Source organism: Botryobacter ruber (assembly GCF_003347595.2).
Classification (GTDB): Bacteria; Bacteroidota; Bacteroidia; order Cytophagales; family Hymenobacteraceae; genus Pontibacter; species Pontibacter ruber_A.
In genome coordinates this window covers 1-23,512 of sequence record NZ_QCZK02000047.1, presented here as the reverse complement: position 1 = coordinate 23,512, position 23,512 = coordinate 1, and the positions used below count along the sequence as shown (strand labels likewise).

The 23,512-nt window shown below is 48.2% G+C and carries 20 protein-coding genes and 2 tRNA genes; 10 read left to right on the top strand and 12 right to left on the bottom strand.

All coding sequences use genetic code 11. From position 1 onward, the window contains the following. Positions 1–414 precede the first annotated feature (414 nt). From DCW36_RS15100 to DCW36_RS15090, 3 genes are all read left to right on the top strand, one after another. A tRNA-Leu gene (locus DCW36_RS15100) sits at positions 415–496 on the top strand. Positions 497–564: 68 nt separating this feature from the next. Further along, positions 565–1,284 (top strand): class I SAM-dependent methyltransferase, encoded by a 720-nt coding sequence (locus DCW36_RS15095; protein ID WP_114782394.1) that lies wholly within the window; start codon positions 565–567, stop codon positions 1,282–1,284. A 221-nt stretch (positions 1,285–1,505) separates the two neighbouring features. Beyond that, complete coding sequence (locus DCW36_RS15090) at positions 1,506–2,396, top strand: Rpn family recombination-promoting nuclease/putative transposase (protein WP_114782393.1); 891 nt, start codon at positions 1,506–1,508, stop codon at positions 2,394–2,396. Positions 2,397–2,479: 83 nt separating this feature from the next. Here the strand turns inward: DCW36_RS15090 and DCW36_RS15085 are convergent, their stop codons facing one another. The 5 genes from DCW36_RS15085 to DCW36_RS15065 are packed head-to-tail and all read right to left on the bottom strand — an operon-like array spanning position 2,480 to position 10,722. Then, the gene (locus DCW36_RS15085; protein WP_114782392.1) at positions 2,480–4,057 is read right to left on the bottom strand and encodes an NFACT RNA binding domain-containing protein; all 1,578 of its coding nucleotides are present in this window, start codon (positions 4,055–4,057) and stop codon (positions 2,480–2,482) included. Next, a complete protein-coding gene (locus tag DCW36_RS15080; protein ID WP_114782391.1) occupies positions 4,058–4,819 on the bottom strand; it encodes an MBL fold metallo-hydrolase in 762 nt (253 codons plus the stop codon). 5 nt (positions 4,820–4,824) lie between these two features. Continuing rightward, positions 4,825–5,091, bottom strand: a complete 267-nt coding sequence (locus tag DCW36_RS15075; RefSeq protein WP_114782390.1) for a hypothetical protein — start codon at positions 5,089–5,091, stop codon at positions 4,825–4,827. Between the two features lie 5 nt (positions 5,092–5,096). Further along, positions 5,097–5,477: a response regulator gene (locus DCW36_RS15070; protein WP_114782389.1), complete on the bottom strand. Its 381-nt coding sequence runs from the start codon at positions 5,475–5,477 to the stop codon at positions 5,097–5,099. A gap of 7 nt (positions 5,478–5,484) precedes the next feature. Continuing rightward, entirely contained in the window at positions 5,485–10,722 is a 5,238-nt protein-coding gene (locus DCW36_RS15065) for a PAS domain S-box protein (protein ID WP_114782388.1), read from the bottom strand. A gap of 176 nt (positions 10,723–10,898) precedes the next feature. Here DCW36_RS15065 and DCW36_RS15060 point away from each other — a divergent pair, with 176 nt between their 5' ends. Then, positions 10,899–11,987 (top strand): glycosyltransferase, encoded by a 1,089-nt coding sequence (locus tag DCW36_RS15060; protein WP_205702941.1) that lies wholly within the window; start codon positions 10,899–10,901, stop codon positions 11,985–11,987. Next, on the top strand, positions 11,975–12,901 hold the full coding sequence (gene miaA, locus DCW36_RS15055; protein WP_114782386.1) for a tRNA (adenosine(37)-N6)-dimethylallyltransferase MiaA: 927 nt from the start codon (positions 11,975–11,977) through the stop codon (positions 12,899–12,901). The genes DCW36_RS15060 and miaA overlap by 13 nt, the downstream gene beginning before the upstream one ends. 56 nt (positions 12,902–12,957) lie before the next feature. Here miaA and pfkA read toward each other — a convergent pair whose 3' ends face one another. After that, entirely contained in the window at positions 12,958–13,929 is a 972-nt protein-coding gene (gene pfkA, locus DCW36_RS15050) for a 6-phosphofructokinase (protein WP_114782385.1), read from the bottom strand. 324 nt (positions 13,930–14,253) lie between these two features. Between pfkA and DCW36_RS15045 the strand changes: the two genes are divergently transcribed. Together DCW36_RS15045 and DCW36_RS15040 are read left to right on the top strand one after the other, a co-directional pair. Further along, positions 14,254–14,682, top strand: a complete 429-nt coding sequence (locus tag DCW36_RS15045) for a TerB family tellurite resistance protein (RefSeq protein ID WP_114782384.1) — start codon at positions 14,254–14,256, stop codon at positions 14,680–14,682. Positions 14,683–14,698: 16 nt separating this feature from the next. Continuing rightward, entirely contained in the window at positions 14,699–15,028 is a 330-nt protein-coding gene (locus tag DCW36_RS15040; protein WP_114782383.1) for a hypothetical protein, read from the top strand. Here the strand turns inward: DCW36_RS15040 and DCW36_RS22610 are convergent. The 5 genes from DCW36_RS22610 to DCW36_RS15020 all read right to left on the bottom strand — a co-directional run bounded on the left by DCW36_RS22610 (position 15,025) and on the right by DCW36_RS15020 (position 19,926). Beyond that, positions 15,025–15,165: a hypothetical protein gene (locus DCW36_RS22610; RefSeq protein WP_164891150.1), complete on the bottom strand. Its 141-nt coding sequence runs from the start codon at positions 15,163–15,165 to the stop codon at positions 15,025–15,027. The two genes, DCW36_RS15040 and DCW36_RS22610, sit on opposite strands and share 4 nt — an antisense overlap. A gap of 71 nt (positions 15,166–15,236) precedes the next feature. Beyond that, positions 15,237–15,860: a hypothetical protein gene (locus DCW36_RS15035; protein WP_125185399.1), complete on the bottom strand. Its 624-nt coding sequence runs from the start codon at positions 15,858–15,860 to the stop codon at positions 15,237–15,239. A gap of 49 nt (positions 15,861–15,909) precedes the next feature. Then, entirely contained in the window at positions 15,910–17,682 is a 1,773-nt protein-coding gene (locus DCW36_RS15030) for an SLC13 family permease (protein WP_114782381.1), read from the bottom strand. Positions 17,683–18,014: 332 nt separating this feature from the next. Continuing rightward, positions 18,015–19,307 carry a site-2 protease family protein gene (locus tag DCW36_RS15025; protein WP_114782380.1) on the bottom strand — a complete coding sequence of 431 codons (1,293 nt, stop codon included), beginning with the start codon at positions 19,305–19,307 and terminating at the stop codon, positions 18,015–18,017. Beyond that, on the bottom strand, positions 19,294–19,926 hold the full coding sequence (locus DCW36_RS15020) for an HAD family hydrolase (RefSeq protein WP_114782379.1): 633 nt from the start codon (positions 19,924–19,926) through the stop codon (positions 19,294–19,296). Before DCW36_RS15020 ends, DCW36_RS15025 begins: the two co-directional genes overlap by 14 nt. A gap of 104 nt (positions 19,927–20,030) precedes the next feature. On the opposite strand from DCW36_RS15020, the gene DCW36_RS15015 reads away from it, so the two are divergent. After that, positions 20,031–20,104 (top strand) — tRNA-Ile (locus tag DCW36_RS15015). A 178-nt stretch (positions 20,105–20,282) separates the two neighbouring features. Here the strand turns inward: DCW36_RS15015 and DCW36_RS15010 are convergent. Further along, on the bottom strand, positions 20,283–21,410 hold the full coding sequence (locus DCW36_RS15010) for a hypothetical protein (RefSeq protein ID WP_125185398.1): 1,128 nt from the start codon (positions 21,408–21,410) through the stop codon (positions 20,283–20,285). A gap of 329 nt (positions 21,411–21,739) precedes the next feature. On the opposite strand from DCW36_RS15010, the gene DCW36_RS15005 reads away from it, so the two are divergent. Both DCW36_RS15005 and DCW36_RS15000 read left to right on the top strand, forming a co-directional pair. Beyond that, positions 21,740–23,029, top strand: a complete 1,290-nt coding sequence (locus DCW36_RS15005; protein ID WP_114782377.1) for a protein NO VEIN domain-containing protein — start codon at positions 21,740–21,742, stop codon at positions 23,027–23,029. A 34-nt stretch (positions 23,030–23,063) separates the two neighbouring features. Continuing rightward, positions 23,064–23,512, top strand: a 449-nt coding sequence (locus tag DCW36_RS15000; protein ID WP_164891149.1) for a hypothetical protein, incomplete at its 3' end; no start/stop codon positions are given.

Sequence of the window (23,512 nt, the reverse complement as noted above, 5' to 3'; positions counted from 1 at the left end):
CAGAGTATACTATTGATCTAAGTTCGAAGGAAAAAACCTTTCCAGTTTTCGCAGGAGGAGCCTTCTACATGTTCCGGTGCTGAGCTCTGCTCAGCAGCCCGCAGCGGAGCGAGGGCAGGTTCATGTAGACAGCGACGGAAGCGAAAACGCGGCCGCGCTTAAATAGGGCCCCTTCCCCAGCCGAGGAGCGCGTAAGTTAACGATGAAACTGTAGGTAAGAGGGCCCCGGATGAACAGTTACTCTTAGTTGTAAAATTTTTCATTCCCGAGTTTAAGCTAAATAGTGTGTAGATCAATACGTTGCAGGAGCAGGTAAAACTGTGATGAAAAAAGCAGCTGATTTTTTATGGGTGGAGTAGCCAAAGTAGTTGCAAATCTAAAAACGACTGACTACTTTTGCCTCCACCTTTACCAGCGCACGTGGTGAAATCGGTAGACACGCCATCTTGAGGGGGTGGTGCCTTCGGGTGTGGGAGTTCGAATCTCCCCGTGCGCACACTTTTCTTTTTTAATTCTCCTCCGCTTTCGTTCGTACTTTGTCCGGTTAACAGCCTTTTCTGCTGCATGACAGATAATATTTACAACCCGGATTTTGTAAAAGGGCTCTTCAACAGGATGAGCAGTTCCTACGAACGCATGAATTACATCACGTCCTTTGGCTTCTCCATCCGCTGGCGTACCCAATTCCTGCATCCCTTCCAGAAATCCAGCGACAAAATTGAAATAATCGATTTACTGACCGGCATGGGCGAAACCTGGGAAGCTACGAAACACAGGCTGCCCAATGCCCGGTTAACGGCCCTCGATTTTTCGGCTGGCATGCTGCGCTACGCTGAAAAGAAAAACCAGGAAAAGTTTAACAGGCAGGTAACCATTCTGCAGCAGGACATCCTGCAAAACCAGCTTCCGGAAAAGCATTTTGATATTGTAACCTGTGCCTTTGGGTTAAAAACATTCGATAGCGAGCAACTGAAAGTGCTGGCAACCGAAACGAAACGAATCCTGAAGCCAGGCGGACAGTTTTCGTTTGTGGAGGTATCTGAACCGGATAATCTCATCTTGAAACTGCTTTATGGGTTTTACCTTGGGAAGGTGATACCGATTTTAGGCAAACTGCTTCTGGGAAATCCGAGGGAATACCGCATGCTCTGGAAATACACCAACCAGTTCCGGAATGCAAAGCAAGCAGCTGAAATTTTTAAAAGTGCAGGCTTGGATGTTACGTATAAATCCTACTTCTATGGCTGCGCTACCGGGTTCTCCGGCAGAAGAGTAGCAGAATAGAGCCCTAAACCTTATCTGTAGCTGCCACCATTGCCTCTGCTCCTCAAAATACAGCCTTCGCAGGAGCAGCGGCTGTGGTGACTGGTGCAGCAGGATAACATTTCGCATATAAGTACAATGGTTGTGCTAGTATGAACCGATGATTGGTCAGTTCGTCCTGTAATTCAAAAACAATAAAGTAGTTGCATGAAAAATTTTATCTTTGGGTATAAGATTGTGCTATGGCTGAGTTTACTGAAAAATATATCAACCCCTTTACCGACTATGGCTTTAAGCGCCTGTTTGGAGAAGAACCCAACAAAGACCTGCTGCTGGATTTCCTGAACGAAATGCTTAAGGAAGAACAAGGGCAGATTGTAGAACTGACGTACCTGAAAAATGAAAATTTAAGTGCTTCGGAGTTAGACAGAAAAGCAATCTTTGATATCTATTGTGAGAATGAGCGGGGTGAGAAATTTATTGTAGAGTTGCAGAAGACCAAGCAGAACTTCTTCAAAGACAGGACCGTCTATTACGCTACCTTCCCGATACGGGAGCAGGCCAAACGAGCTGACTGGAATTATGAGCTAAAAGCAGTTTACACAGTGGCTATCCTGGATTTTGTGTTTGATGAAGACAAAGCGCAACCGGAGAAGTACCGCTATGATGTAAAGCTGACGGATACCGAGTCTCATAAAGTGTTCTACAACAAACTCACCTTCATCTACCTGGAAATGCCTAAATTCAACAAGACGGTAGAGGAACTGGATACAAGGTTTGATAAATGGCTCTATGTTATCCGTAACCTCAACAAACTGGACAGAGTGCCGGATAAACTGAGGGAACGGATATTTAATAAACTGTTTGAAACAGCCGAGATCGCACGTTTCACACCGGAACAGGTACGTTCTTATGAGGACAGCCTAAAGTACTACCGCGACCTGAAGAACTCACTGGATACCGCAAGAGAGGAGGGGCTTATCGAGGGAATTGAAAAAGGTATTGAGCAAGGAATAGCGAAAGTCGCCCTGAATATGCTGAAAAAAGGAATTTCGGTAGGGGTGATTTCGGAGACAACCGGGCTGACTTCCCAACAAATTGAACGGCTGCAAAACAGAAAGGAAGGTAACTGAAGCTTCTACCACTCTTGACGCTGTCCACTGTTTTAAAAGAGGAGCAGCGGCTGTGGTGACTGGTGCAGCAGGATAAAATCAGGCTAAACTTTCCGTTCAAACGGGTTTTCAGGCTTTACCAGCAGGACCTTTTCCCGCTCAACCACTACTGCACCGGGAGCAGCGCCTTTGGGCTTGCGCACGTATTTTTTTGGCGTGTAAAGTACCGGGCAGAGCGAATCGTTTTTACGTTTGGAGTACCAGGCGGCCAGTTGAGCGGCTTTTTCGAGTACCGTGACCGGTACTGTTCTGCCTGCCTGGTATTTGATCACGACATGCGAGCCCGAAACATCTTTGGCGTGCAGCCAGGTGTCGTCTTTGTAGGTGTGGCGTTGGGTGAGCAGGTCGTTGTTGCTGGCGCTTTTGCCTACCAGTATTTTAAATCCTTCTGTTTCAAACACCCGGAACGGGGCTTCCTGCTGCGCCTGTTGCCTGCTAGTGAGCAGGTGCGCGTAATCCCGCAGAAATGCTTTTAATTCCTTGTAACGCTTTACCTCGGCCAGCGCTGCCAGGGCATCCTCCAGTACAATGACCTCCTCCAGCTTCCGTTCGGCTTTTTCTTCCAGCTGCTTTACTTCCACATGCTGGTTTTTTGCTTTCCGGTAAAGGCGTTCGGCATATTTCTGCGGGCTTTCGTCTGCCTTCAACTTATAGGTGCGGGGCTGGTCGGTGTAGAAGTCGTAGAGCTCAATCTCCTTTGTGCGGGGCGGAATGTTGCTGAGGTTGGCCATGATAACATCGGCTGTCTGGGCGTAAGAGCGGTCGTGGCGCAGTTCCTCTATTTTAGAGGTGGTTTGCTCCAGTACCACCTGCGTGCCTTTCAGCTTCTTGGTTAGCTGCAGCCGCGTTTGCTCGTACTGCTGCTCAAAACCGGTTTCGGTGAGGTAGTTGCGGGTAAAAGCGTTCAGCGCCTCAACAGGATCGTGTAAAGTCTGCTGCACCTCGCCAACGGGGAGCAACGTCAGCCTGGTTTTGCCTTCCAGTTTGGTCAGGTAATAGGCAGGCGGGTTCTCCAGTACATCCAGCACGTCTTGCACCAGCTCCCATTTGCCAGAAAGCGTTTGTTGGTCATACTGCTGCTGTGCCAGGTAAAGTGCCGGGATGTCGCCAAAGGTAGGGTAGAGCTTTTTCAGGTTGCCGCCAGCTGCTTCGAAGGCCTGGAAATTCTGCTGCAGCGGTCTGTGCATCGTCAGTGGGTCCAGCTCCAGGTCGGCGCCGAACTTTTTGTGGAACAGCGCCAGCGGCTCGTGGTGCTGGTACAGGATGATGTTGGAACGGTTGCCGAAGAGTTTAAAGAGCAGGACCATCTGGTTGGAGAGGCGCAGGTAAAAACTGCGTTCGTTTACATGCTGCACCACGTCCTCTACGGTTTGCCCCAGCATCGGCTCGAACAGGTCCACGCTGTTGGCGCGTGCCCGCCTGAAATCGGAAGGGAAGGAGAGGGCCGAAAAGTGGGAGGTGAGCAGGGCCCGGATGTAAAACTCCTCGTCGCTTCCAGTACCGGACAAGCCAATAATCAGTTCGTCCCGGTTCTGGCTGAAGCAGGTAACGAGCTGTAGCCCTGTCAGCCGGGGGCGCAGCTCTGCTGTCAGTTGTTTCAGGAAGTAATAATTCTGATGCACTTATACCTCCAGCTGCAGGCCGTCGTAGGCCAGTTGAATAAATGCAGGCAATTGTGGCTCTACCAGGCGGTGCTGGCCCAGCAGGTGGCTGATGTGCGTCAGGTAAGCCCGCTCGGGCTTCAGGTCCTGCAGCAGGTCCACCGCTTCCTGCAGGCTGAAATGGGAAATGTGCGGCTCATGGCGCAGGGCATTCAACACCACCACTTTCGATCCCCGGATCTTGTCTAGTTCTTTTTCCGCAATGTAATTGGCATCGGTGATGTAGGTGAAGTCACCGATCCGGAAGCCCATTACCGGCAATCGGTAGTGCTGTACCCGGATAGGCTGCACCAGGATGCCGTCCAGGTCGAAAGGAGCTTCCGTTATGGGATGTAAGGCAACACGGGGGATGCCCGGGTAATTTGCACCGGAAAAAATGTAGGCAAACTCCCCCTTCAGGTGCTCCAGCACACGCTCTTCGGCATACAGGGGCATGTCCTTTTTCTGCATGAAGTTGTACGCCCGGATATCGTCGAGGCCGGCGGTGTGGTCTTTGTGTTCATGCGTGAACAGCAGGGCATCGAGCCTGGTAATTCTTTCGCGCAAAACCTGCTGCCTGAAATCGGGACCGGTATCGATGATAATGCTTTTATCGCCGACCTGCAGGTGCACCGACACCCGCAGGCGTTTATCGCGGTAGTCGACAGAACGGCACACCTCGCACGTACACCCGATAACGGGTACGCCCTGCGAGGTGCCCGTACCTAAAAAGGTTATTTTCAATGTTGTTACTCCTGGTTTCGAATTTCCAGATAAAGCTGCCTGGTTTTTTCGCTCAGGCGGCTTTCATCTACCGAAATGGTGCGCAGAATATCGTACAGGCAGTTAATTTTACCTTCCAGGCTGAAGTATTTGTTTACAACTGCTACTTTCATGTCCTTGAGAAGGCAATAGCCTGCATTAAAATTCCCCTTTTCGTAGCGCAGCACAAAGTCAGATTCCGCAAAAATATCTTCGAGCCTGTTCAGAAATGGCCGCGTGTACTTTAACTCCATTCCGTTTAGGCTTCTGTATACTTCTTAACGGTTTGTACCAGCATGTCGAAGTCGAGCGGCTTAGGCAGGTAATCGTTTATGCCGGCCTCCTTAAATTCCTCCATGGTGTAATTGTTGGCATTACCGGTTACCGCAATAATCGGAATACTGGAGATTTCCTTGTTTTCGTTCGCCCGGATTTCGCGCGTACAATCCATGCCGTTTTTGATGGGGATATTCAGGTCCATCAGGATAACATCGATTTTGTTGTTTTCTACCTGCTTTATCACCTCGCCGCCATTTTTGGCTGTCAGGATCTTATAATTTTGCAGTTCCAGAATTTTTTTTGTGAGATTCAAGATCACAGAACTATCTTCTGCAATCAGGATAGTTTTATTTTCTGCCATACGTTGGTTATGAGATTATTTCTTTATAAGATTTTTTATAGGTTTCGTATTGTTTTACAAGTTTATAAAAATTATCGGTTACAGTCTCTAACTGATCGTTTTTTATATCATGTTCCAGTTGTTTGGCAAGTTCTGCCATAGGAGTGATACCTAACGTAAAACCTGTTCCTTTTAATTGATGCAATGTACTCAAAATACTTTTGTAATGTTGTGCTTCCAGCTCTTTTTGGGCTTCTGACAGCAATTCGGCTGCTTCTTCTTCAAATTCCACGTAGAGTTGCAGGGTAAAATCATTGCCTCCTATCTGTTTCAGCTGCTCTACAACCTGTTCATCAATTATCATTTGTTCAGGCTCCGGTTGTGTTGCTTCCCCGTCAGGGTCCGGCTGGGCTATAACCTGTTGCCTGTCGGGGTTTACCCATCTGCTGATAACGGAATAAAGATCGGTACCCTTCACCGGTTTTGAAACATAATCGTCCATCCCTTCGCTGATAAACTTAAGGGCATCGTCTTTCATGGAATAAGCAGTCATGGCAACAATCGGCGGGCAGTTGGCTTTCAGCTTTTCCCGGATAATTTTCATGGCCGTAACACCATCCATTTCAGGCATCTGTATGTCCATAAAAATGATGTCATAGGTATGGGTGGTTGCCTGCTCTATAGCCTCAAAGCCGTTCGAAGCAATATCAATTCTGCATCCCAGCCTTTCCAGCTGCTTTTCGGCTACCTTCTGGTTTATCTGGTTGTCATCTACCAGTAATATATACGGATTATCCGTAAAAGCTTTCACCTCCTGACTTTGCTGCTCTTTTGCTAATTGCGCCTGCACCTCTGCCACGTCAGCCAGTTTGATTTTAATCCGGAACCAGAACGTACTTCCTTTGCCCGGTTCGGAGTCTACGCCAATATCGCCGCCTAACAAATGGGTTATCTGTTTGGATATGGCCAACCCGAGTCCTGTACCGCCAAAGGTTTTGGTGGAGGAGTTGTCGAGTTGGGTAAAATCGGTGAATAACAGTTGCTGGTCCTCCGGCGAAATACCGATGCCGGAATCGCGCACCCTGATATGCAGCATGTATTCCTCCTTGTTGAGCGGCGCACTGTCTACCCACACACTTACTTCTCCTTCATTCGTGAATTTGATCGCATTGGAGGTCAGGTTCGACAGGATCTGCAGGAAACGCGTTTCGTCGGTCAGTATATAGCGTGGTGTTCCTTCCGCTATATGATAGGTAAACGTAAGGTCTTTCTGCAGGGCCCGGTGCGCGAACAACGAGTGAATTTTGCCCATTGTATCGTAAAGGTCGATGCCCGACTGATTGATCACAAGTTTGCCGGCCTGCATCTTGGACAGGTCCAGGATATCGTTGAGGATGTCGAGGAGGGCATCGGATGATTTGCGTAAGGTATCGATGTATTCGCGCTGCTCCTGGTCGGTGTTGATCTGGCTTAACAGGTCGATCATGCCGATAATACCGTTCATCGGCGTGCGGAGTTCGTGGCTCATGTTGGCCAGGAACTGCGTTTTTACCTTTAGCAGGTTCTCAGCTTCCTCTTTGGCCTTTACCAGCGCTTTCTGCGTGCGTTTCAGCTCAGACACATCCCGGACAACCCCCTCGAAGCTGACCGGGTTGCCATGCTTGTCGTACACCAGGCGGGAGTCGAGTAACACTGTTTTCTGGGCGCCATCTTTCGTAATCATTTCTACCTCAAAATCCCGGATTGTCTTTTCTTCCAGTACCCGCTTCTTCAGTACTTCGCTGTCGGCCGGGTCTGCAAAAAAACGTTTACTTTCGAATCCGAGTACTTCGTTTTCTTTATAGCCCAGCAAGCTGGTTATGGAAGGGCTCACCAGCTCCACGATACCATGGAGCGAAGAGCGGTAATACACATCCTGGAAAGACTCGAATATGCGTCTGAACTTTTCTTCGCTGTTTGCCAGTGCAAGCTGCGACTTTTTCTTATCTGTAATATCGAGCGCAATGCCTGAAATCTCTTCAAAAGACGCATCTTCCAGGTAAATGGGGTTTAGAAAAACTTCGCTCCAGCTTTCGGGGTCCTGCAGGTGCACTTCAAAATGCTGGGGAATACCTGTAAAGGCATCCTCGTACTTTTTACGCCAGAAGTTGAAGGCTTCTTTTGGCATAATGGAAAGCAGTTCCGGGCTGAGTTGCTTATGGGCTTTAATCTGGCTGAAGCCATGCTTTTCGAGCAGCTTACCAAAGTTGCGGTTGAAGGAGGTGATCTCGAACTTGCGGTTTACGGACCACATGTGGTGCGTGCCACTTTCAAAAATGGCATTCAGCCTGGCGTTCTGGTTATTGATCTGTTCTTCATTCCGTTTCCGTTCGATGGCAAGGGCCACCTGGTTCGAAATAAAGTGCAGAATTTCGGTATCGGCATGTACGTAGGCATCAGCACTGTAGTAGTCCTGCAGGGCAATAACCCCAATAATACGGTCGCCGATTGCCAGCGGCGAACAAAGCATTACCTCGGGCAAAGCGCCCCGGATTCTGATGTTGTTTTCTTCGGCCAGCTGCAGGAGTTCCTGCTTTTGGGCGTAGAGCGGCTTGCCGGTACTGATGATGTATTCCGAGATGCCGTTCGAAAACGGGCGATGCATGGGTTCGCGGTTTGCTTTGTCGATAAACTGATCTACCAGGTACACAAACTGCAGGTGCTGGTACTCTTTGTCGCACAAGGCAATATAGATGTTCCGCGTTTCGATAATCTTGCTCAGCTCGCGGTGGATGGCACTGTAGAGCGAGTTCAGGTCTTTGCTGCTGATGGCAAGGTTGGCGATGCTATAGTAAACCTTCTGCAGGCGCTCCGCCTTGATCCGGTCGGTGATGTCGTGCAGGATAGCGCGGGTGGCAACCGGTTTGCCATCCTGCCAGCTGCAGTTGATGCTGCCGATCAGGTGTACCGGTTTTCCGGCTTTGGTCAGAAATACGGTTTCTATTTTGTTAACCTGCTCTCCTTTATACAGATTGCGCAGCTGGTAAATGAGCTTGGCCTTGTAGTAAGGGTGCACAATTTCATTCAGCGTGAGCGACTCGATGTCTTCGTCGGTATACCCGAGGCGGTCTTTCCAGGCTTTGTTTACAAAGATGAATTTGTTGTCGACAGAGATGTTCTGGATCAGGTCATGCGCGTTGTCGAAGAGGTCCTGCAGGCGGATCTTGTTGTCTTTCAGCGCTTCCATGGCTATCCGCTTATCGGTCATATCTTTGCCGACACTCGTAATGCCCAGCATTTCGCCATTTGGCCCGTAATCGAACATCGAGTTCCAGCGCATGGTTTTTACCTGGCCGTATTTGGTGAGCACGTCCCGCTCGTAGTAAGCGTTTAGTTGTTTTGAGGTGATGGTCTTGTAGTAATCTCTTCTGCGCTTTTCACGTTCCTGTTCGGGCACGAGCAGTTCAAAGAAATCTTTGCCAATTACTTCGTCGTGCTCATATTCCAGGTATTTCAGGAAATACTCATTGGAGTAAACAATTGTCCCCTGGGTATCGAGGGTGTAATAGATCAGGTTTACTTTTTCCAGGAAGTTCCGGAAATGCGCCATCGATTCCCGCATAACTTCTTCCTGCCGCTGTGCCGACTGTGCCAGTTTCCGTTGTGTGATATCCCGCATAAAGGCCTGCACATAATACCTGCCTTCAATCACAATCCGGTTCAGGCTTATCTCCGCCTCAAAACTGGTTCCGTCTCTCCGGATGTTCTGCCAGTCGAAGGTAATAGGATCGTTTGACGCCAGCGCTTTTTGCATCGACTGCTCTAATTTGTCGGTAGAGAGTTCCCCGCTTGGCTGTACCTCCGGCGAAAAATGGATCAGGCTCTGGTCGAGCAGTTCTTCGCGCTTGCACCGGAAGAGCTGAGTCGTTTTTTCATTGCAGTCTACAACAACTCCATCCCTGAAGAGCAGGATCGCATCGTAAGACGATTCGAAAAGCAGCTTATACTTATCTTCGGAGTAGGTAAGCTGCTGCATTAAATCGTGGCGGGCAATGTAATTGCCGATAGCACTGCCAATAAAGTTAAGAAGCGCCAGAAATGACTGGGGCATCTTTGCTTCGCCTTTGGGCCAGAGTATGATCAGGGCAATCAGCTTTTTTTCTGTCACAATCGGAACAATGGTCAGCTTGCGTTTAAGCTTTTTTTCCAGCATGTTGCAAAGGGTGGTAACCGTTTTCTGGTTATCGGCCCGCAGCAGTTTAGGGATAATGCTTTTTTGCAGGGAAATAGAGGCAGGCAGTACCGGGTTTCCGACACTTCCGTTGGAGTACGACAGCGTGACTTTCTGGGAATCGGGGTGGTAGTTGTAAATGCAGCCTGCAGCTATATCACATTTTTCCAGCAGCTTATCCAGGGTACAATCCAGAATCTCCTGCTGGCTGTCGGATGTGGAGAGGTTGGTGATCAGGTCGTTTACGAACTCAAGCTGGTGGTTCCGGAAACGGATTTCCTGCTCTGTCCCGATGAGCTGGTACAGGTTTCTGACAGAGCCCAGGATAACATCATCCCCGTGAAACAGGCCTTTCTCCAGCAGGATTTCCACCGGCAGCAGGTCGTTGTCTTTTCCTTTTTCCTGCAGCCACCATTCAAACTGCTGCGGATTGCCGCTCATTACCTTCTGTAGCTGTCCTTTCAGGGCCACCCGCTCAAACAGGTTAAGGCCAAAGTTGCGGAAGATCGATTTTCCTACCACATCTTTTTTCTTTTTGTCGAGCAAGGCGAGCGCGCGCTTGTTCACATCAATAAACCGGCCTTTTTTATCCAGGATGAAAAGCGGTTCGGTACAGTTTTCGAAAACACTGTGGTAGTTATCTTCGGTTACCAGGCTAAGTGCCTTACCTGTAATGCCGGTTATTTCGGTACATAAAAAGAGCATGTCCTGGTAGGTAACCAGCCGGCAGACATACTCCAGCGAGCCTTCGGTTAGCAGGTGAGAAGAAGGCACTTCGCCACTGATTTCCTGTTTTTCCTGGAGCAACCTGAGCAGGTTCTCAAAAGCTTCAGGTGTCGTGAAGCCCAGGATATGCTGCAGCATTTTTTCTTTTTCAGTAGCTTCGAGCAGCAGCAGCAGGTCCGAAGCATTCTTGCTGGCCGCCAAAACCTGTCCCGCCGGCTGTGCTACAAGTATTATCCGGTCCGGATCTGTTAATTGCACCAGCACCTGCAACAGCGATTCTGCCTGTTTCAGTTGCTGATCAGATGCGGTCCTTTTCGAGATTTTTGGCATGTTAGATACTTATTACTTTAAGTAAGGCAGCTGGTGACCCATACTTCCGGCAGCTGCTATGCGAAGTTTACAATTAAAACGATAAATTAGCAAAAAATAAGCTGTAAGGCTATTTTTATGATTCCTGTTAATTTTGTTTATATACGTGCGGAGCAGCTGCTGCGATCAGGTACTCCATGAAACGACTCGTTTTTACTGTTACAACCGATCTTAGTCATGATCAGCGCATGCAGCGCATCTGCCGCTCGCTTGCGCTGCGGGGGTATGATGTGCTGCTGGTGGGCAGGGTGTTACCCGATTCGCTGCCGTTGCAGCACCAGCCCTACCGGCAGCACCGCCTCAAATGTTTTTATAACAAGGGCAAGCTCTTTTACCTTGAGTATATGCTGCGGCTGTACTTTTACCTGCTCCGGAAACGGTTCGATGCCTACTGCGCCATCGACCTGGATACGGCGCTGCCAGTTTACTTTATTTCCAGGCAAAAGCAGAAACCCTTTATTTACGATGCCCACGAGTATTTCCCGGAAGTAGTGGAAGTTGCCGACCGGAAGCTGGTAAAAGCTGTCTGGACGGCAGTGGAGGGTTTTATCGTCCGCAGAACTACACATGCCTATACGGTAACAGCTACTATTGCCGCTGTGTTTCAGGAAAAGTATCAGACGAAGTTTGAAGTAATCCGGAACATGCCGCCGCTGCTGCCTTACAAGACTCCGGTAAAAGAGCCGCGTACCATCCTGTACCAGGGTGCCGTAAACGCCGGTCGCGGCCTGGAACCTTTGCTGGAGGCCATGGCGGGAATGGACGCAAAGCTGGTTATTTGCGGCGACGGCGATATTTTCGGGCAGCTGCTAAACATGGCACAGGCCTTAGGTATTTCGCACAAGGTCGAGTTTAAGGGGAAAGTGCTGCCGCAGGACCTGCTGGAGATTACCCGTAAGGCCACCATCGGGATTATGCTGCTGGAAAACAAGGGGCTGAGTTACTACTATTCGCTGGCAAACAAATTCTTCGATTACATCCATGCCTGTGTGCCGCAACTGGTAGTCGGTTTCCCGGAGTATAAGCAGCTGAACGACCAGTACCACGTTGCGCTGGTCAGCAGCCTGGAGGTGAAGGAACTGCAGGAAAAGATAAACCTGCTGCTTGCAGACAAGGCTTTGTACCAGGAACTGGAGCAGAATTGCCGCCTTGCGCGGGAGGAACTGAACTGGCAGCAGGAAGAGCAGAAGCTCTGGTGCTTTTATGACAACTTATGGAAAAAGTAAACAGCAACAAATATCTGGTCGTGGTGGCGGGGCCTACCGCAGTAGGTAAAACAGATTTTTGTGTGCGGCTGGCAAAACACTACCACACCGAGATAATTTCGGCAGACTCGCGCCAGTTTTTCAGGGAAATGACCATTGGCACTGCCAAGCCCACACCGGAAGAGCAGCAGGGGGTGGTGCACCATTTCGTGGATTCGCACAGCATTACGCAGGAGTACAGTGCGGGCGCCTACGAGCAGGATGTGCTGCAACGATTGGAGCAGCTGTTCAGGCGGCAGGATGTGGTGATCCTCACCGGTGGCTCCGGGTTGTACATCAACGCCGTGTGCAACGGGATGGATGCCATGCCCGAAACCGATCTGCAGGTACGGGAGCAGCTGATTGTCCGGCACGAAAAAGAGGGGCTGGCGCCGTTGCTGGAACAGTTGCAGCAACTCGACCCGCTTTACTATGAGCAGGTAGACCGGGCCAACCCGCAACGGGTAATCCGGGCGCTGGAAGTATGCCTGGCTACGGGGCAGCCTTATTCATCTTTCCGGAAAAACCTGCGGCAGGAGCGTCCGTTCCGGGTCATCAAAATCGGATTAAACCGCGACCGGCAGGAGCTCTACCAGCGCATCGATTTGCGGATGGACCTGATGCTGGAGCAGGGCTTGCTGCACGAAGCGGAAGCGCTTTACCCGTACCGGCAACATAATGCGCTGCAAACAGTGGGCTACAAAGAAATTTTTGATTACCTGGAGGGAAAGTACGACTGGGAAGAAGCAGTCCGGTTGCTCAAGCGGAACAGCCGGCGGTATGCCAAGCGGCAGCTTACCTGGTTTAACAAAGACCCGGAATACCATTGGTTCCACCCGGAGCAGTGGCAGGAAATTGTTTCGTTTCTGGACGAAGAATTAAAAAAGGAGCAGTAGCTTGCTGTTGTCGGTTCTCCGGCAAAAGCAAGCTATTGCTGCCATACATACGGCACCTACACCGACAGCATTTTCACCATCTCGGTATAGATCGGGCTCAGCAGTTTTTTTGTTTTGGAGGCCTGCTCAAATGGCGTAAATTCCACTTTGGAGTTGATGATTCCCGCCATCACGTTGTGGCGTCCTTCCAGCAGCCCCTCAACACAGGCAATCCCCAGCTGGCTGGCAAGCAGACGATCGAAAGCAGATGGCGCTCCGCCACGCTGCACGTGCCCCAGGATGGTAACGCGGCCGTCCATGTTGGGTATCTGCTCTTTTACCCTGGCTGCCACCTGCGTAGCACCACCCTCAATTTCTCCTTCCGATAGAATAATGATGGAAGAGGTTTTGGACCGCTCCCAACCCGAGCGGATTGTTTTGATGATGCTGTCAACGGTTGTTTCCGTGCCCGGTATCATCACGGTTTCGGCACCACCGCCTATTGCGCAGGGGATGGCAATGTAACCGGAGTCGCGGCCCATTACTTCGATAAAAAACACACGATCGTGGCTGTCTGCCGTGTCGCGGATTTTGTCGATGGCATCGAGGGCGGTATTTACGGCTGTGTCGTAGCCAATAGTATAATCGGTGCCATACAGGTCGTTGTCTATGGTACCGGGTGCTCCTACTGTTGGAATGCCGAACTCTTCGAAAAATACCTTGGCGCCGGTAAAGGTTCCTTCACCGCCTATGGCTATGAGTGCTTCTATCCCAAATTCCTGCAGCTGTTCGTAGGCTTTCTGCCGGCCTTCCTTCGTCATGAATTCCATGCTCCGGGCCGATTTGAGAATAGTGCCTCCCCGTTGTACAATGTTGCTCACGGAAGAAGACTCCATCCTGAAAATTTCGCCTTTGATCATGCCGCTGTAGCCCCGTTTTATGCCGTAAACCTCCAGGTTGTTGAAGACAGCCGCCCGTACAACAGCACGTATACACGCGTTCATGCCAGGTGCGTCACCGCCAGAGGTAAAAACTCCTATTCTTTTCATGAAGAACTATTTTATCTAACTATTTACCTGCCCCACGAAACCCGGAGGCATTTTCCTACACGTTTATTCAGGCGCAAGTTTGCAAAAAAAATCGCTTAGAATTAAATATCTGCCATTATTTTCCATCCTGTTAAAAAACATACGCAAAGGTATATCTTAAATATTACCTAAATCGTATGTTAAGATAGCTACCCATTCCGGCTAATTTACGTTACAGGGTTTGTATTATAAACGTTATTAGCCCAAAGCATATTACCATTGCATATACCACCGGTATCCAACTAGTTAAAATTAAGTATAAAAATCTAAAAAAACAGTTAGCATATGTTTGGTTTTTTTGAAAGCGACGAAAGCAAAAAGTTAAAAAGTCACATTAAAAACCTGGGAGCTCTGGCAAAGGTTGATGGGCATGTGGACCACGAGGAGATGAAATACATCATCTCGATTGGTACCAAACATGGTATGAAACCTGAAGATGTGCAAACCCTTTTAGAGGATACTGCCCGGATAGACCCCAAGCTGCCTTCGAACGACACGGAGCGTTTCGACCAGATATACGACCTGGTGGAGATGATGCTGGCCGATGGAATTGTAGACGATCATGAGATGGATTTCTGCATTAACATGGCCATGAAACTCGGCTTTAAAAAAGCAATAGTGGGTGTGTTGGTGCGCAAGATATCGATGGGGGTAAAAGATGGCCAGTCCCGTGAGCACATCCGGAAAGATGCCCAGTCGTTTCTGAACTACTGATAACCGCTTCCTTATAATGAAAAAATTGTTTTTCCCGGCAAGCGCTATCATCACCACGTATGGCAGCCTGCTGCTGATCATCGCTTTCTTTTTCCTGATGCGCGATAACTCTGTTCACAAACTGCAGAGCACCTTGCCTTTATCCTTTATTTTCAGGTTTTGTACCTTCTGGTTTATCAGCCTGGTGCTGGCTGCCGTTTTTTTTATGCTGAACCTGAACATAAACCATTTCACGTCTTCCGAGTCCGATAAAATCAAAGCCAGGCGGGTGGGGCGACTTGCTCTCGGACTAACCGTTCTGGGTACCGTACTGGCTGTAGCGGCGGTGTACCTGTTTCAGTTTTAGCTTAAAGCTGTGTGAAGCGGAGCAGCGGGAGTGGTGGCTGCTGCAGCAGATTTTTGAACGTACTTTGTTGGGTCTTTCGGGGCATGCGCCTTTCCATCGCGCACCGCTTCCAGCTTGCCGGACTTCCTTTCTTCCATATTTGCGCAGATTTTACTTTGCTGCAGCAGCCACCACTCCCGCTGCTCCTCTTTCTGGTCGTCGTGCTTGCTTATTCCGTTTCATAAGCCTTGAATTTGTTGCCCTCATACAGGTAGGTAATAGTGCTGTTGCTGATGCTTACCGAAACCGCATCGTGCTCCGTGGTGAAATTTTTATTGCTGTCGTAGTTGTAGAGTTGTTCGCCGGTTTGGGTCAGGTAAAGGTGGTAGGGACTTTTGTAGGTGCCGCGGTCGTTGAACAGGATGTCTTTTTTGAGTTCGTGCAACTGCCAGCTGCCGGAGTCCTGTAGCAGCGCCATAATAACCACGTCCTGCCCGTGTTGTATCTGGAGGGCGATGTCCTGCAGGGTATCGCCGTTAAAATCGGCCTGTACCGTGAGCGGCCCCTGCGCTTTTCCGGATGCATTTTCTTTTGCGATGTCCAGCAAAACAGGTTCTTTCCAGCCGGGGTATCTGGAAGCCAGGAGCTGCAGGACGGGCTGCGGAAGCGGGAGGGCCGGGGTTTCGTGGGGCCGGGCGGTGGCTGTACCATCTTTCACGGTAGTGGCGATAGAGTCTGCAACCGAGTCTGCTTTTTCCGTTTCGATATGGCTTGTCTGCACTTCTTCGTTTTTGGGAGAGCAGGCCAGTGCGAGCAGCAAAAGTACTCCCGGAATTCCTGTAAAAAGCTTCATGCGCGCAGTAGTATCGTTTGGTAATTGTACTCCATAGGCAACAGCACAGTTACAGCGACCAGATGATAGGCACCAGGATAATGATAACCGCCAGGAGCAGCAACGTAAGCGGCGTGCCTATTTTGATAAAGTCCATGAAGCGGTATTTGCCGGGCGTATACACCAGGATACAGGCAGGTTCGAACGGCGTTACCAGCGATACCGAAGCGGCCAGCATAATGGCAATCGCGAAGGTGCGGGGCTCCGCCTGCATTTCCACAGCAGCCCGCAGGGCCACCGGTACAATAACCAGTGCCGCTGCCGCATTCGACATGGGTTGGGTCAGCATAACGGTAAGCAGCACGAAACCCGACAGCACGGCATGCCTGCCAAGCGGGCCCAGTATTTCCACAATACCGTGCGCCATAAAGTCGGCAGCACCCGATTTCTCCATGGCCGTACCAAAGGCCGTCATACCCCCGATCAGGATGAGCAGGCGCCAGTCAATGGCTTTGTAGGCTTTGCCGGTACCAATGCAGCCGAAGACTATACACAGAATGGCTGCGGCCAGAAAAGCGATGGAGAGCGGCAGAATCTGAGCGGAACCAATCTTAAGAGTACCTGCCAGTACTGCGCCTGCAAAACAAGCTATCGCGATCAGGCCTTTCTTCTTCTTAAATAACAGCGCCTCAAATTCGTCGAGCAGGGCCAGGTTCGGACTGGTGCGGAGCCGTGTCAGCTGGTCGGCGGTGCCCTGTACGAGCAGCACATCGCCCATGCGCAGGGGAATGCTGGTAATGGTGCTGCGCAAGGTTTCGCCGTAGCGTGACACCGCCAGTACGACCAGGCCGAACCGGCTGCGAAAGTTCACGTCTCTCACGGTCCGGTTAATCAGGTCAGACTGCGGGGTGATCATCACTTCTGCCAACCGGATAAGGTCTGTTTCCAGGTCTTTTTCCAGCAGGACATCCGCCATAATTTCGATGCCTTTCGTTTCCTTTACCTTCAGCAGGTCGTTCATTTCACCTTCTACCAGCAGGATGTCACCGGCCTCTATGCGGGTCCGGAAGTCGGGCAGGAAGTTTTCGTTGCCCCGGATAATGTTGAGCATCCGGAAGTTGAGCGTGGTCAGGTCGGAGGCAAACACAAGCTGCCCGGCCAGCGGCGAGTCGGGCATCACCAGGATCTCGGTCAGGTATTTATGCAGCTTATATTCTTCGGCCAGCTGCTGGTCTTCGTGGCTTGGGAGCAAACGCCGCCCGATCGTCATCATGTAAACAATGCCCGTAATAAAAATGATCAGGCCGATGCCCGAAATCTCGAACAGCCCCACCGGTTCCAGCCCGATTTTGTTCATGTAGCCGCTCACGGCCACATTGGTAGAAGTGCCGATAAGTGTGCAGGTTCCTCCCAGTATGGAAGCGTAAGCCAGCGGCATGAGCAGCTTGGACGCATTGGTGTTGATGCGTTTGGATAACCCGACCAGCGGCGTAACAAACATGGCCGTAACGGTGGTATTGTTCATAAAGGCCGAAACAATGCCCGAGATCAGCATGACCGTAAGCAGCACCAGGTTATGGCTTTTCTGTGCCAGCCGCACCAGGCTGACCACCACAAAGTCCAGTATCCCGGTTTCTTCCAGGGCAGCACCGAGAATAAAGATAGAGGCGATGATAATGATAAAGTCGCTGCCGAAGCCGGCAAAAGCCTCTTCGGGCGTGATGATGCGCAAACCTGCCAGGATGATCAGCATGATAAGCGTAACCAGCTCAATCGAGACTTTTTCGGTGGCAAAGAGCACAACCGCAATCACCAGCAACGAAAGCACAAGGGCAATCTCCATAAAGGCTTCAGCTAAAGTTTGGTATTTAATTTCTGAGCGTAACCAGCGCTTGTACGTGCAATGGCTTTACCCGATGGCATTATGAGCAATAAATTTCAGACGAAGAAAGATTACAGCTAAAAAATCTGCGGTTAGCTCCTTTGGTCAGGTCACGATTCCTGTTTTCTGTAGTCAGCAGGAGTTGGGATATTGCTGCAGCAGCCACCATTCCCTCTGCTCCTGCATATAGCGTAAGTTGCCTGGTTTTAGTTTTGCGAAAGCTTCTGCAAAATTATTTAAACCATCACTTCGCTCCCTGTTCAGGGGCGCAAAGTGATGGAGATGGTATTTGCCTATTCCACAATAAAGGGAGCAGGGGTAAAGCAGAGAATGAAAATGAGAACAGCCAGCACCCCCAGTACTTTCCGGGCCGGTGTGAGCGGCCTTTCGTCGGGGCAGGAGGGGTGGAACACGCCCAGGAACCGCGACAGCAGTAACCCGAAAATCAGCCAGCCGCTGTAGCCATCCGCATCCGGGAAAACAAGCGAGAGCACCACCTGGAGCGAGACAACCGCCAGCACCAGGTACAGGGCGAAACGAATGTGGGGCACCACCCGCTGAAACACAAACAGCAGGTACAGCACATACACCGGCCATACCCAGGCATACGCTTCGATAGACGGAAAGGTGGCCGCCACGCTGTACTGCAGCATCAGCATGCCCAGGGCTGCCAGAAAACCACGGCGCCTGTCCCGGAGCAGATGCGACATCGCCCACAGCACAAAGGGCACAAACACCACCAGCAGTTCCTCCGACCAGAGCGGCGTCCGGTACGGCGAGATCACGCCCAGGCCGGCATACAGGATAAAGCATGCATAAAAGAGAGGCGAAAGCTGGTTAAAGCGCCTGTAGCCCAGCAGCCCATACAGCACATGCCCGCCGTCCAGCTGGCCAATGGGCAGCAGGTTGAGCGCCGTGAAAAACAACGACAGGTAACCGGCAAACACCAGCGGGTAATGGATTATTTCGTAGTGGTTAGGAACTGCAGCAGCATCAGGCGCCACAAAACGCTCGAACAGCATAAAGAGCAGGTTTTTGCCCAGCGCAATGTTGCCAATCGGGTTATTGTAGACGTATTGCGCATACTCCAGCCCGTACTTTTGGTATTCCGGGTGCACCGAAAAAATGTACTCCGGGGGAGGCAGATGGGTAAAGGCATAGAACAGCAAAGGAACTGCTACTACAAAGCCAGCCAGTGGACCGGCAATGCCGATGTCAAAAAACTGCCTGCGGGAATTAATCCTGCTTTTGATCCTGATAAATGCCCCCAGCGTGCCAATGCTGCTCGTAATGCCGAACCAGAGCGGCAGGTAATACGGCAGCGACACCTGCGCGCGGTAAATTCTGGCCGTTATGTAATGGCCAAACTCGTGCACCGTGAGCACCCCCAGGAAAGGCAATGAAAAATAAAGCCCGGCCAGGAATTCTGCCTGCGTAAGGGTGCCGCTCCAGTCAATACCTGCTGCATCTATAAAGAATAATTTTCCGAAGCGCCATTCGGCTCCCGCCAGCGTTGTGGTAAAGAGGGTGACCAGGAAAAGCAACAGGTGCAGTCCGTAACTGCGCTGCTGCTTACTGAATAACATCCTTAAAAAATTCGTTGATGGTGAGCGGTGGTTGCAGGTGCAGGGTCTGGAGGCCTACGTTGCGGGCACTTTCGATGTGCTGGATGCTATCGTCGATAAAGAGCGTTTCGTCTTTCTGCAGCCCGTTCTGCGCGATAATTTCTTCAAACACCAGGGCATCGGGTTTGCGCTTCCCGATCAGGTGCGAGTAATAGGTTTTTTCGAAAAGCGAATCGAGACTGGGTATGGTGAAACTGTGCGCTACGATGGCATTAAAACGCTCCAGGTGAATGGCGTTGGTGTTGCTCATTAAAAATATGCGGTAGTTCTTGCCCAGTTCCAGCAGCAGGTCAATTCTTTCTTTCGGGATGTCGAGGAGCATGGCGTTCCATGCATCGTCCAGCTGCTGGTCGGTTGCCTGCAGGTTGTACTCTTCCCGCAGGTGCCGGCGGAACTGCGCCGGTGTACTTACGCCTGTTTCGAACAGGTCGAACAGCTCGGATTGCGCTTTCTGGCTGAAGGCAATAGTCCTGCCTTCCGGGCTGTACTTCTGCAGTTCCTGAACACTTTTGTTGTAGTCTATGTTGATGATCACGCCCCCGAGATCGAAGATGATATTCTTTACTTTCGCTAAATCCACTGAAAAAATTTTTTCGTTAGAGTTTGAAATCTGAATGCAAATATGTAGAATTGCACTCCGAAATCAAAGAAAGCGCTTTTTAACGGGTTTTCGGCGAGCGGAACGGGCCTATAGCTCATTCGGTTAGAGCAACTGACTCATAATCAGTAGGTGCCTGGTTCGATTCCAGGTGGGCCCACCTGATAATCAAGCACTTACGAGGTAAAACTTGTAAGTGCTTTTTTTATTTGCAAACAATTTGAGAAACATTGGCCTGGTTATTTTCATCTAGTTTTTATCAAAAAGCTAGAGGAGAGAGAAGGCTTGCCTTACCTCCCCTCCGTTCAAACCAAAGCTTCTTAGTCTGGAATAAATATTTACCAACTATTGTAAATAGACTTTTTCCTGAGTGTCAGTGTTTCTTTATCCACGTTGTTCATTAATTCATCGGCTAAGTTTATTTGTGGATCATACCAATCTGCTTTTTCTTCTGCCCATTTAATCCAAGCCTCATGAGCTTCCGGGTGGTTAGTTTTAAAAGTAGAGCCTGATTTCAGATCCGCAATGTACTCCCGCAAAAGCTTAACCTCTTTCCAGCGCCTGGCATCTTGTAACAGGCTTTTAAAACCTGCTATTTCTTTCTCCTGGCGCGCCTCAAGTTCTCTTTGAATCCGTTCCCGCTCCTGGCGAACTTCCTCTTCTTTTTGCCATTTTATTTTTCTCTTTATTCTTTCTTTGGCTTTTTGCTCTAGGTACTCTATAATTTCAACTAACCGGTCTTCCAGTAATAACTTTCCATCTTTCCATTCTCTTCGTGGATATTCGTCAATTTTAAAGATTAATGAGCCGCTTGGAGTATATATTGTTCTATCCCAACTACCTTGTTTTACTATAGAGCGGTTTGACTTTTCCCTGAGTCCTATTTCAAATCTTTCATTTTCAATGATAGCATAAGTAGTATGGTATTCCACCTTCACACTATTTCCTCTTGCTTTTAAAACCTTAATGAAGGCATCCATAAAGCGTAATGCTCTTGAAACATTCTTTGGTGAAACTTTAATGCTTAAATTTCCGGAGCCGGACCAGGCTAAACCATCATGCAAATAATCAGCTTTCTCTAATTTTTCTTTTACAGCTATAATTAAAGGGTCTGGATTGACTAATCTTGTTTTAACCTTCCCTATTTGTTCAGAATCTACTCCAAAGCCAGTGGCTCGCTCTTTCGTAGTCTTTTTTCTCTTTTTAGATTCTCTTGGCTCAATTGTCACTTCCAGCGGACCAGAATACTCTGCCGGTAGGCTCGCTTTCGTGACGGGTTTGCCAGCTCTTAGTTTAGACCAGTAACCAGAGCCCGGTATTGGAACTGACATTTGATCACATATTTTTTTGAAATCGGAGTAAGGGACTTGAAATTGCGCTGCAAGGTTTGTAGTAGGTTCTTTCCAGACTAAATTAAAAAGCTCTTCACGCTTAAGCGTAATGAGTAATTTATTTGCTGTTTCCATGTTCTTGAGGTTTACTTGTGGTACGCTTTTTATATTTCTTTCCTAAATTTTGGGCCGTTACTGAATCATCGCATTAACCCAGGTAGAATAGAAAAGTAATCTGCAAATTTGCCTTGTATGCTATAGCAAAAAAGTATTGCATTAAAAGCTAAAGTTTAAACAATAATTAATTTAGATTTAAATATTTTATTACTTTATTTTTTCTAGATTAGAACCTCATTACAAGATTTAAAGGCAAAGCAAGAGGGAGTGGATTTCAAATTTAAAGGATATAATATTTTTGATTACTTAAATTTATCTCTACTTAAAAAACTAATATACATTTGCTAATGGAAACTATTATAGAAGTATTGATAGACAATTCAAGTAGTATGGGTTATTGGACCCAAAATGGGCAAAATAATTCATACCTTCTGCCTGATGGGAGTACAAGGATGAGCCTAGCCAAATCCATTTTAATTGATGAGCTGCTGCCTACATTTGATTATGCTTCTAAAGTGGTAGTCCGAAAATTTCATTCCGTTACTAAAGATGGCATTGATACCCTAATTATTGATACTGTCTTTGATTCTACATTCGATTTAGCACTGTTCTCCGAAAAGATCAGTGAAATTGCCGATCCCATAAATACCGGAGGTACTCCTATTACTGCAGCAATAAAAGCTAGTATTAATTCACTCCTAACTTATCAAAACTCAGATAAAAAAATTATTCTCATCACAGATGGAGAAGAAAACGGAGGTGGAGATTACCGACATGATACTGAAGTATTGTTAAGGGAAAATGGAATCTTGTTTGTAGTTGGCATAGCTCAAGATGAAGTCGCTAAAGTCAAAGCTCAGGAACTTGCAGATGTAACTGGAGGTGCTTATATCGATTTACAATCGAAAGCTTATAGCAAATTAGCTGTTCAACAAAAGCTTTGGCCTATAAAGGCAGCAGCTTTAAATCATAGTTTGCGGAATATAGCGAAACCACAATTAGAGATCATTAACTCAGAGGTGCCTAAACAAGTGCAAAATGAGAAGCAAGAGGAGGATGGTGATAAGTATAAAGAGGAGAGACTAAAATTTGAAAAAGTAATTCAACATAATGCTACAGCTATAACTCTCATCTCTAAACAGCTTGCAGTTCTGTCGGAGGAGATAAAGGAGCTTAGGGGAAGAAATAATAAAGAGCTTTCAGAGGATGAAGTTCAGGTTGAGGAAAATGCAGAATTGAATGAGAGCGTTAGGTTAGCAAGCGAACGCCACTTATATTATGCCTTAAGGACTAAGTTTGGAGAAAGGGTAAAATGGCTTAATGAAGCAGGAGAAACTGGGAATAGCCATGACTTTGAGGTTGTGGATAGTATAGACGATTCAATAGAATATTATATTGAGTGTAAAGGCTCAATATATACGGAAAAAGTATTTTATTTAACTAAAAATGAATGGCATCTTTTCCTGTCTAATTCCAAGAATTATCAACTATACTTCATTTCAGATGCTTTTAGAAATCCGCAAATCACTAAGATTGATAATTTAATGGATTGGCTTTGTCGTGGCAAAGTTGTACCATATGCCGGAAAGAACCTCAAAGTAAAGAAGGAAAGAATTGTGTTTACGATCCTTGATTAATTTACACTTCAATAAGCTTCTATTAAGTTTTTAAATGCCTTATTCAAGATCCTATCTAAAAGAAATTAGCCAGTCAGGCAATTTTGGCAGTGATGAGCATATAGCTACAACTGAAGATTTGATGAATAAATTATTCGAAGGTGATCAACTAAGCTTAGCAGAAGAGGAATATATATGTAGTTCTATAAGTATTTTGCATTCTGAAGAAAGGCGTTACCATTTTAACACTTTTGATTTTGAAGGGTGCAAAAACTATAACTTCAGAACAAAATACCTAACTTATTATAGTGATTTAAATTGTTATAATAAAACTTACGATTATAAAGGCGAATTAACTGCAGAACAAAGAGGAAAAGATAGAGTTTTTCTTGAATCAGAAAGTCAGAAGTGGTTTCAAATTATTAGTAACGACCGCCAAACTGATAAACTCCTCGACTATGTTTCTAAGGAAACTAGACATCAGATTAAACTTATTGATAGGCA

Excerpts from the sequence above, each read along its gene's own strand:
- DCW36_RS15065 (WP_114782388.1), bottom strand. The coding sequence starts at position 10,722 with ATGCCAAAAATCTCGAAAAGGACCGCATCTGATCAGCAACTGAAACAG.
- DCW36_RS15070 (WP_114782389.1), bottom strand. The coding sequence starts at position 5,477 with ATGGCAGAAAATAAAACTATCCTGATTGCAGAAGATAGTTCTGTGATC.
- DCW36_RS15025 (WP_114782380.1), bottom strand. The coding sequence starts at position 19,307 with ATGTTATTCAGTAAGCAGCAGCGCAGTTACGGACTGCACCTGTTGCTT.
- DCW36_RS15045 (WP_114782384.1), top strand. The coding sequence starts at position 14,254 with ATGTTTGGTTTTTTTGAAAGCGACGAAAGCAAAAAGTTAAAAAGTCAC.
- pfkA (WP_114782385.1), bottom strand. The coding sequence starts at position 13,929 with ATGAAAAGAATAGGAGTTTTTACCTCTGGCGGTGACGCACCTGGCATG.
- DCW36_RS15005 (WP_114782377.1), top strand. The coding sequence starts at position 21,740 with ATGGAAACTATTATAGAAGTATTGATAGACAATTCAAGTAGTATGGGT.
- DCW36_RS15075 (WP_114782390.1), bottom strand. The coding sequence starts at position 5,091 with ATGGAGTTAAAGTACACGCGGCCATTTCTGAACAGGCTCGAAGATATT.
- DCW36_RS15040 (WP_114782383.1), top strand. The coding sequence starts at position 14,699 with ATGAAAAAATTGTTTTTCCCGGCAAGCGCTATCATCACCACGTATGGC.
- miaA (WP_114782386.1), top strand. The coding sequence starts at position 11,975 with ATGGAAAAAGTAAACAGCAACAAATATCTGGTCGTGGTGGCGGGGCCT.
- DCW36_RS15060 (WP_205702941.1), top strand. The coding sequence starts at position 10,899 with ATGAAACGACTCGTTTTTACTGTTACAACCGATCTTAGTCATGATCAG.
- DCW36_RS15090 (WP_114782393.1), top strand. The coding sequence starts at position 1,506 with ATGGCTGAGTTTACTGAAAAATATATCAACCCCTTTACCGACTATGGC.
- DCW36_RS22610 (WP_164891150.1), bottom strand. The coding sequence starts at position 15,165 with ATGGAAGAAAGGAAGTCCGGCAAGCTGGAAGCGGTGCGCGATGGAAAG.
- DCW36_RS15035 (WP_125185399.1), bottom strand. The coding sequence starts at position 15,860 with ATGAAGCTTTTTACAGGAATTCCGGGAGTACTTTTGCTGCTCGCACTG.
- DCW36_RS15010 (WP_125185398.1), bottom strand. The coding sequence starts at position 21,410 with ATGGAAACAGCAAATAAATTACTCATTACGCTTAAGCGTGAAGAGCTT.
- DCW36_RS15095 (WP_114782394.1), top strand. The coding sequence starts at position 565 with ATGACAGATAATATTTACAACCCGGATTTTGTAAAAGGGCTCTTCAAC.
- DCW36_RS15030 (WP_114782381.1), bottom strand. The coding sequence starts at position 17,682 with ATGGAGATTGCCCTTGTGCTTTCGTTGCTGGTGATTGCGGTTGTGCTC.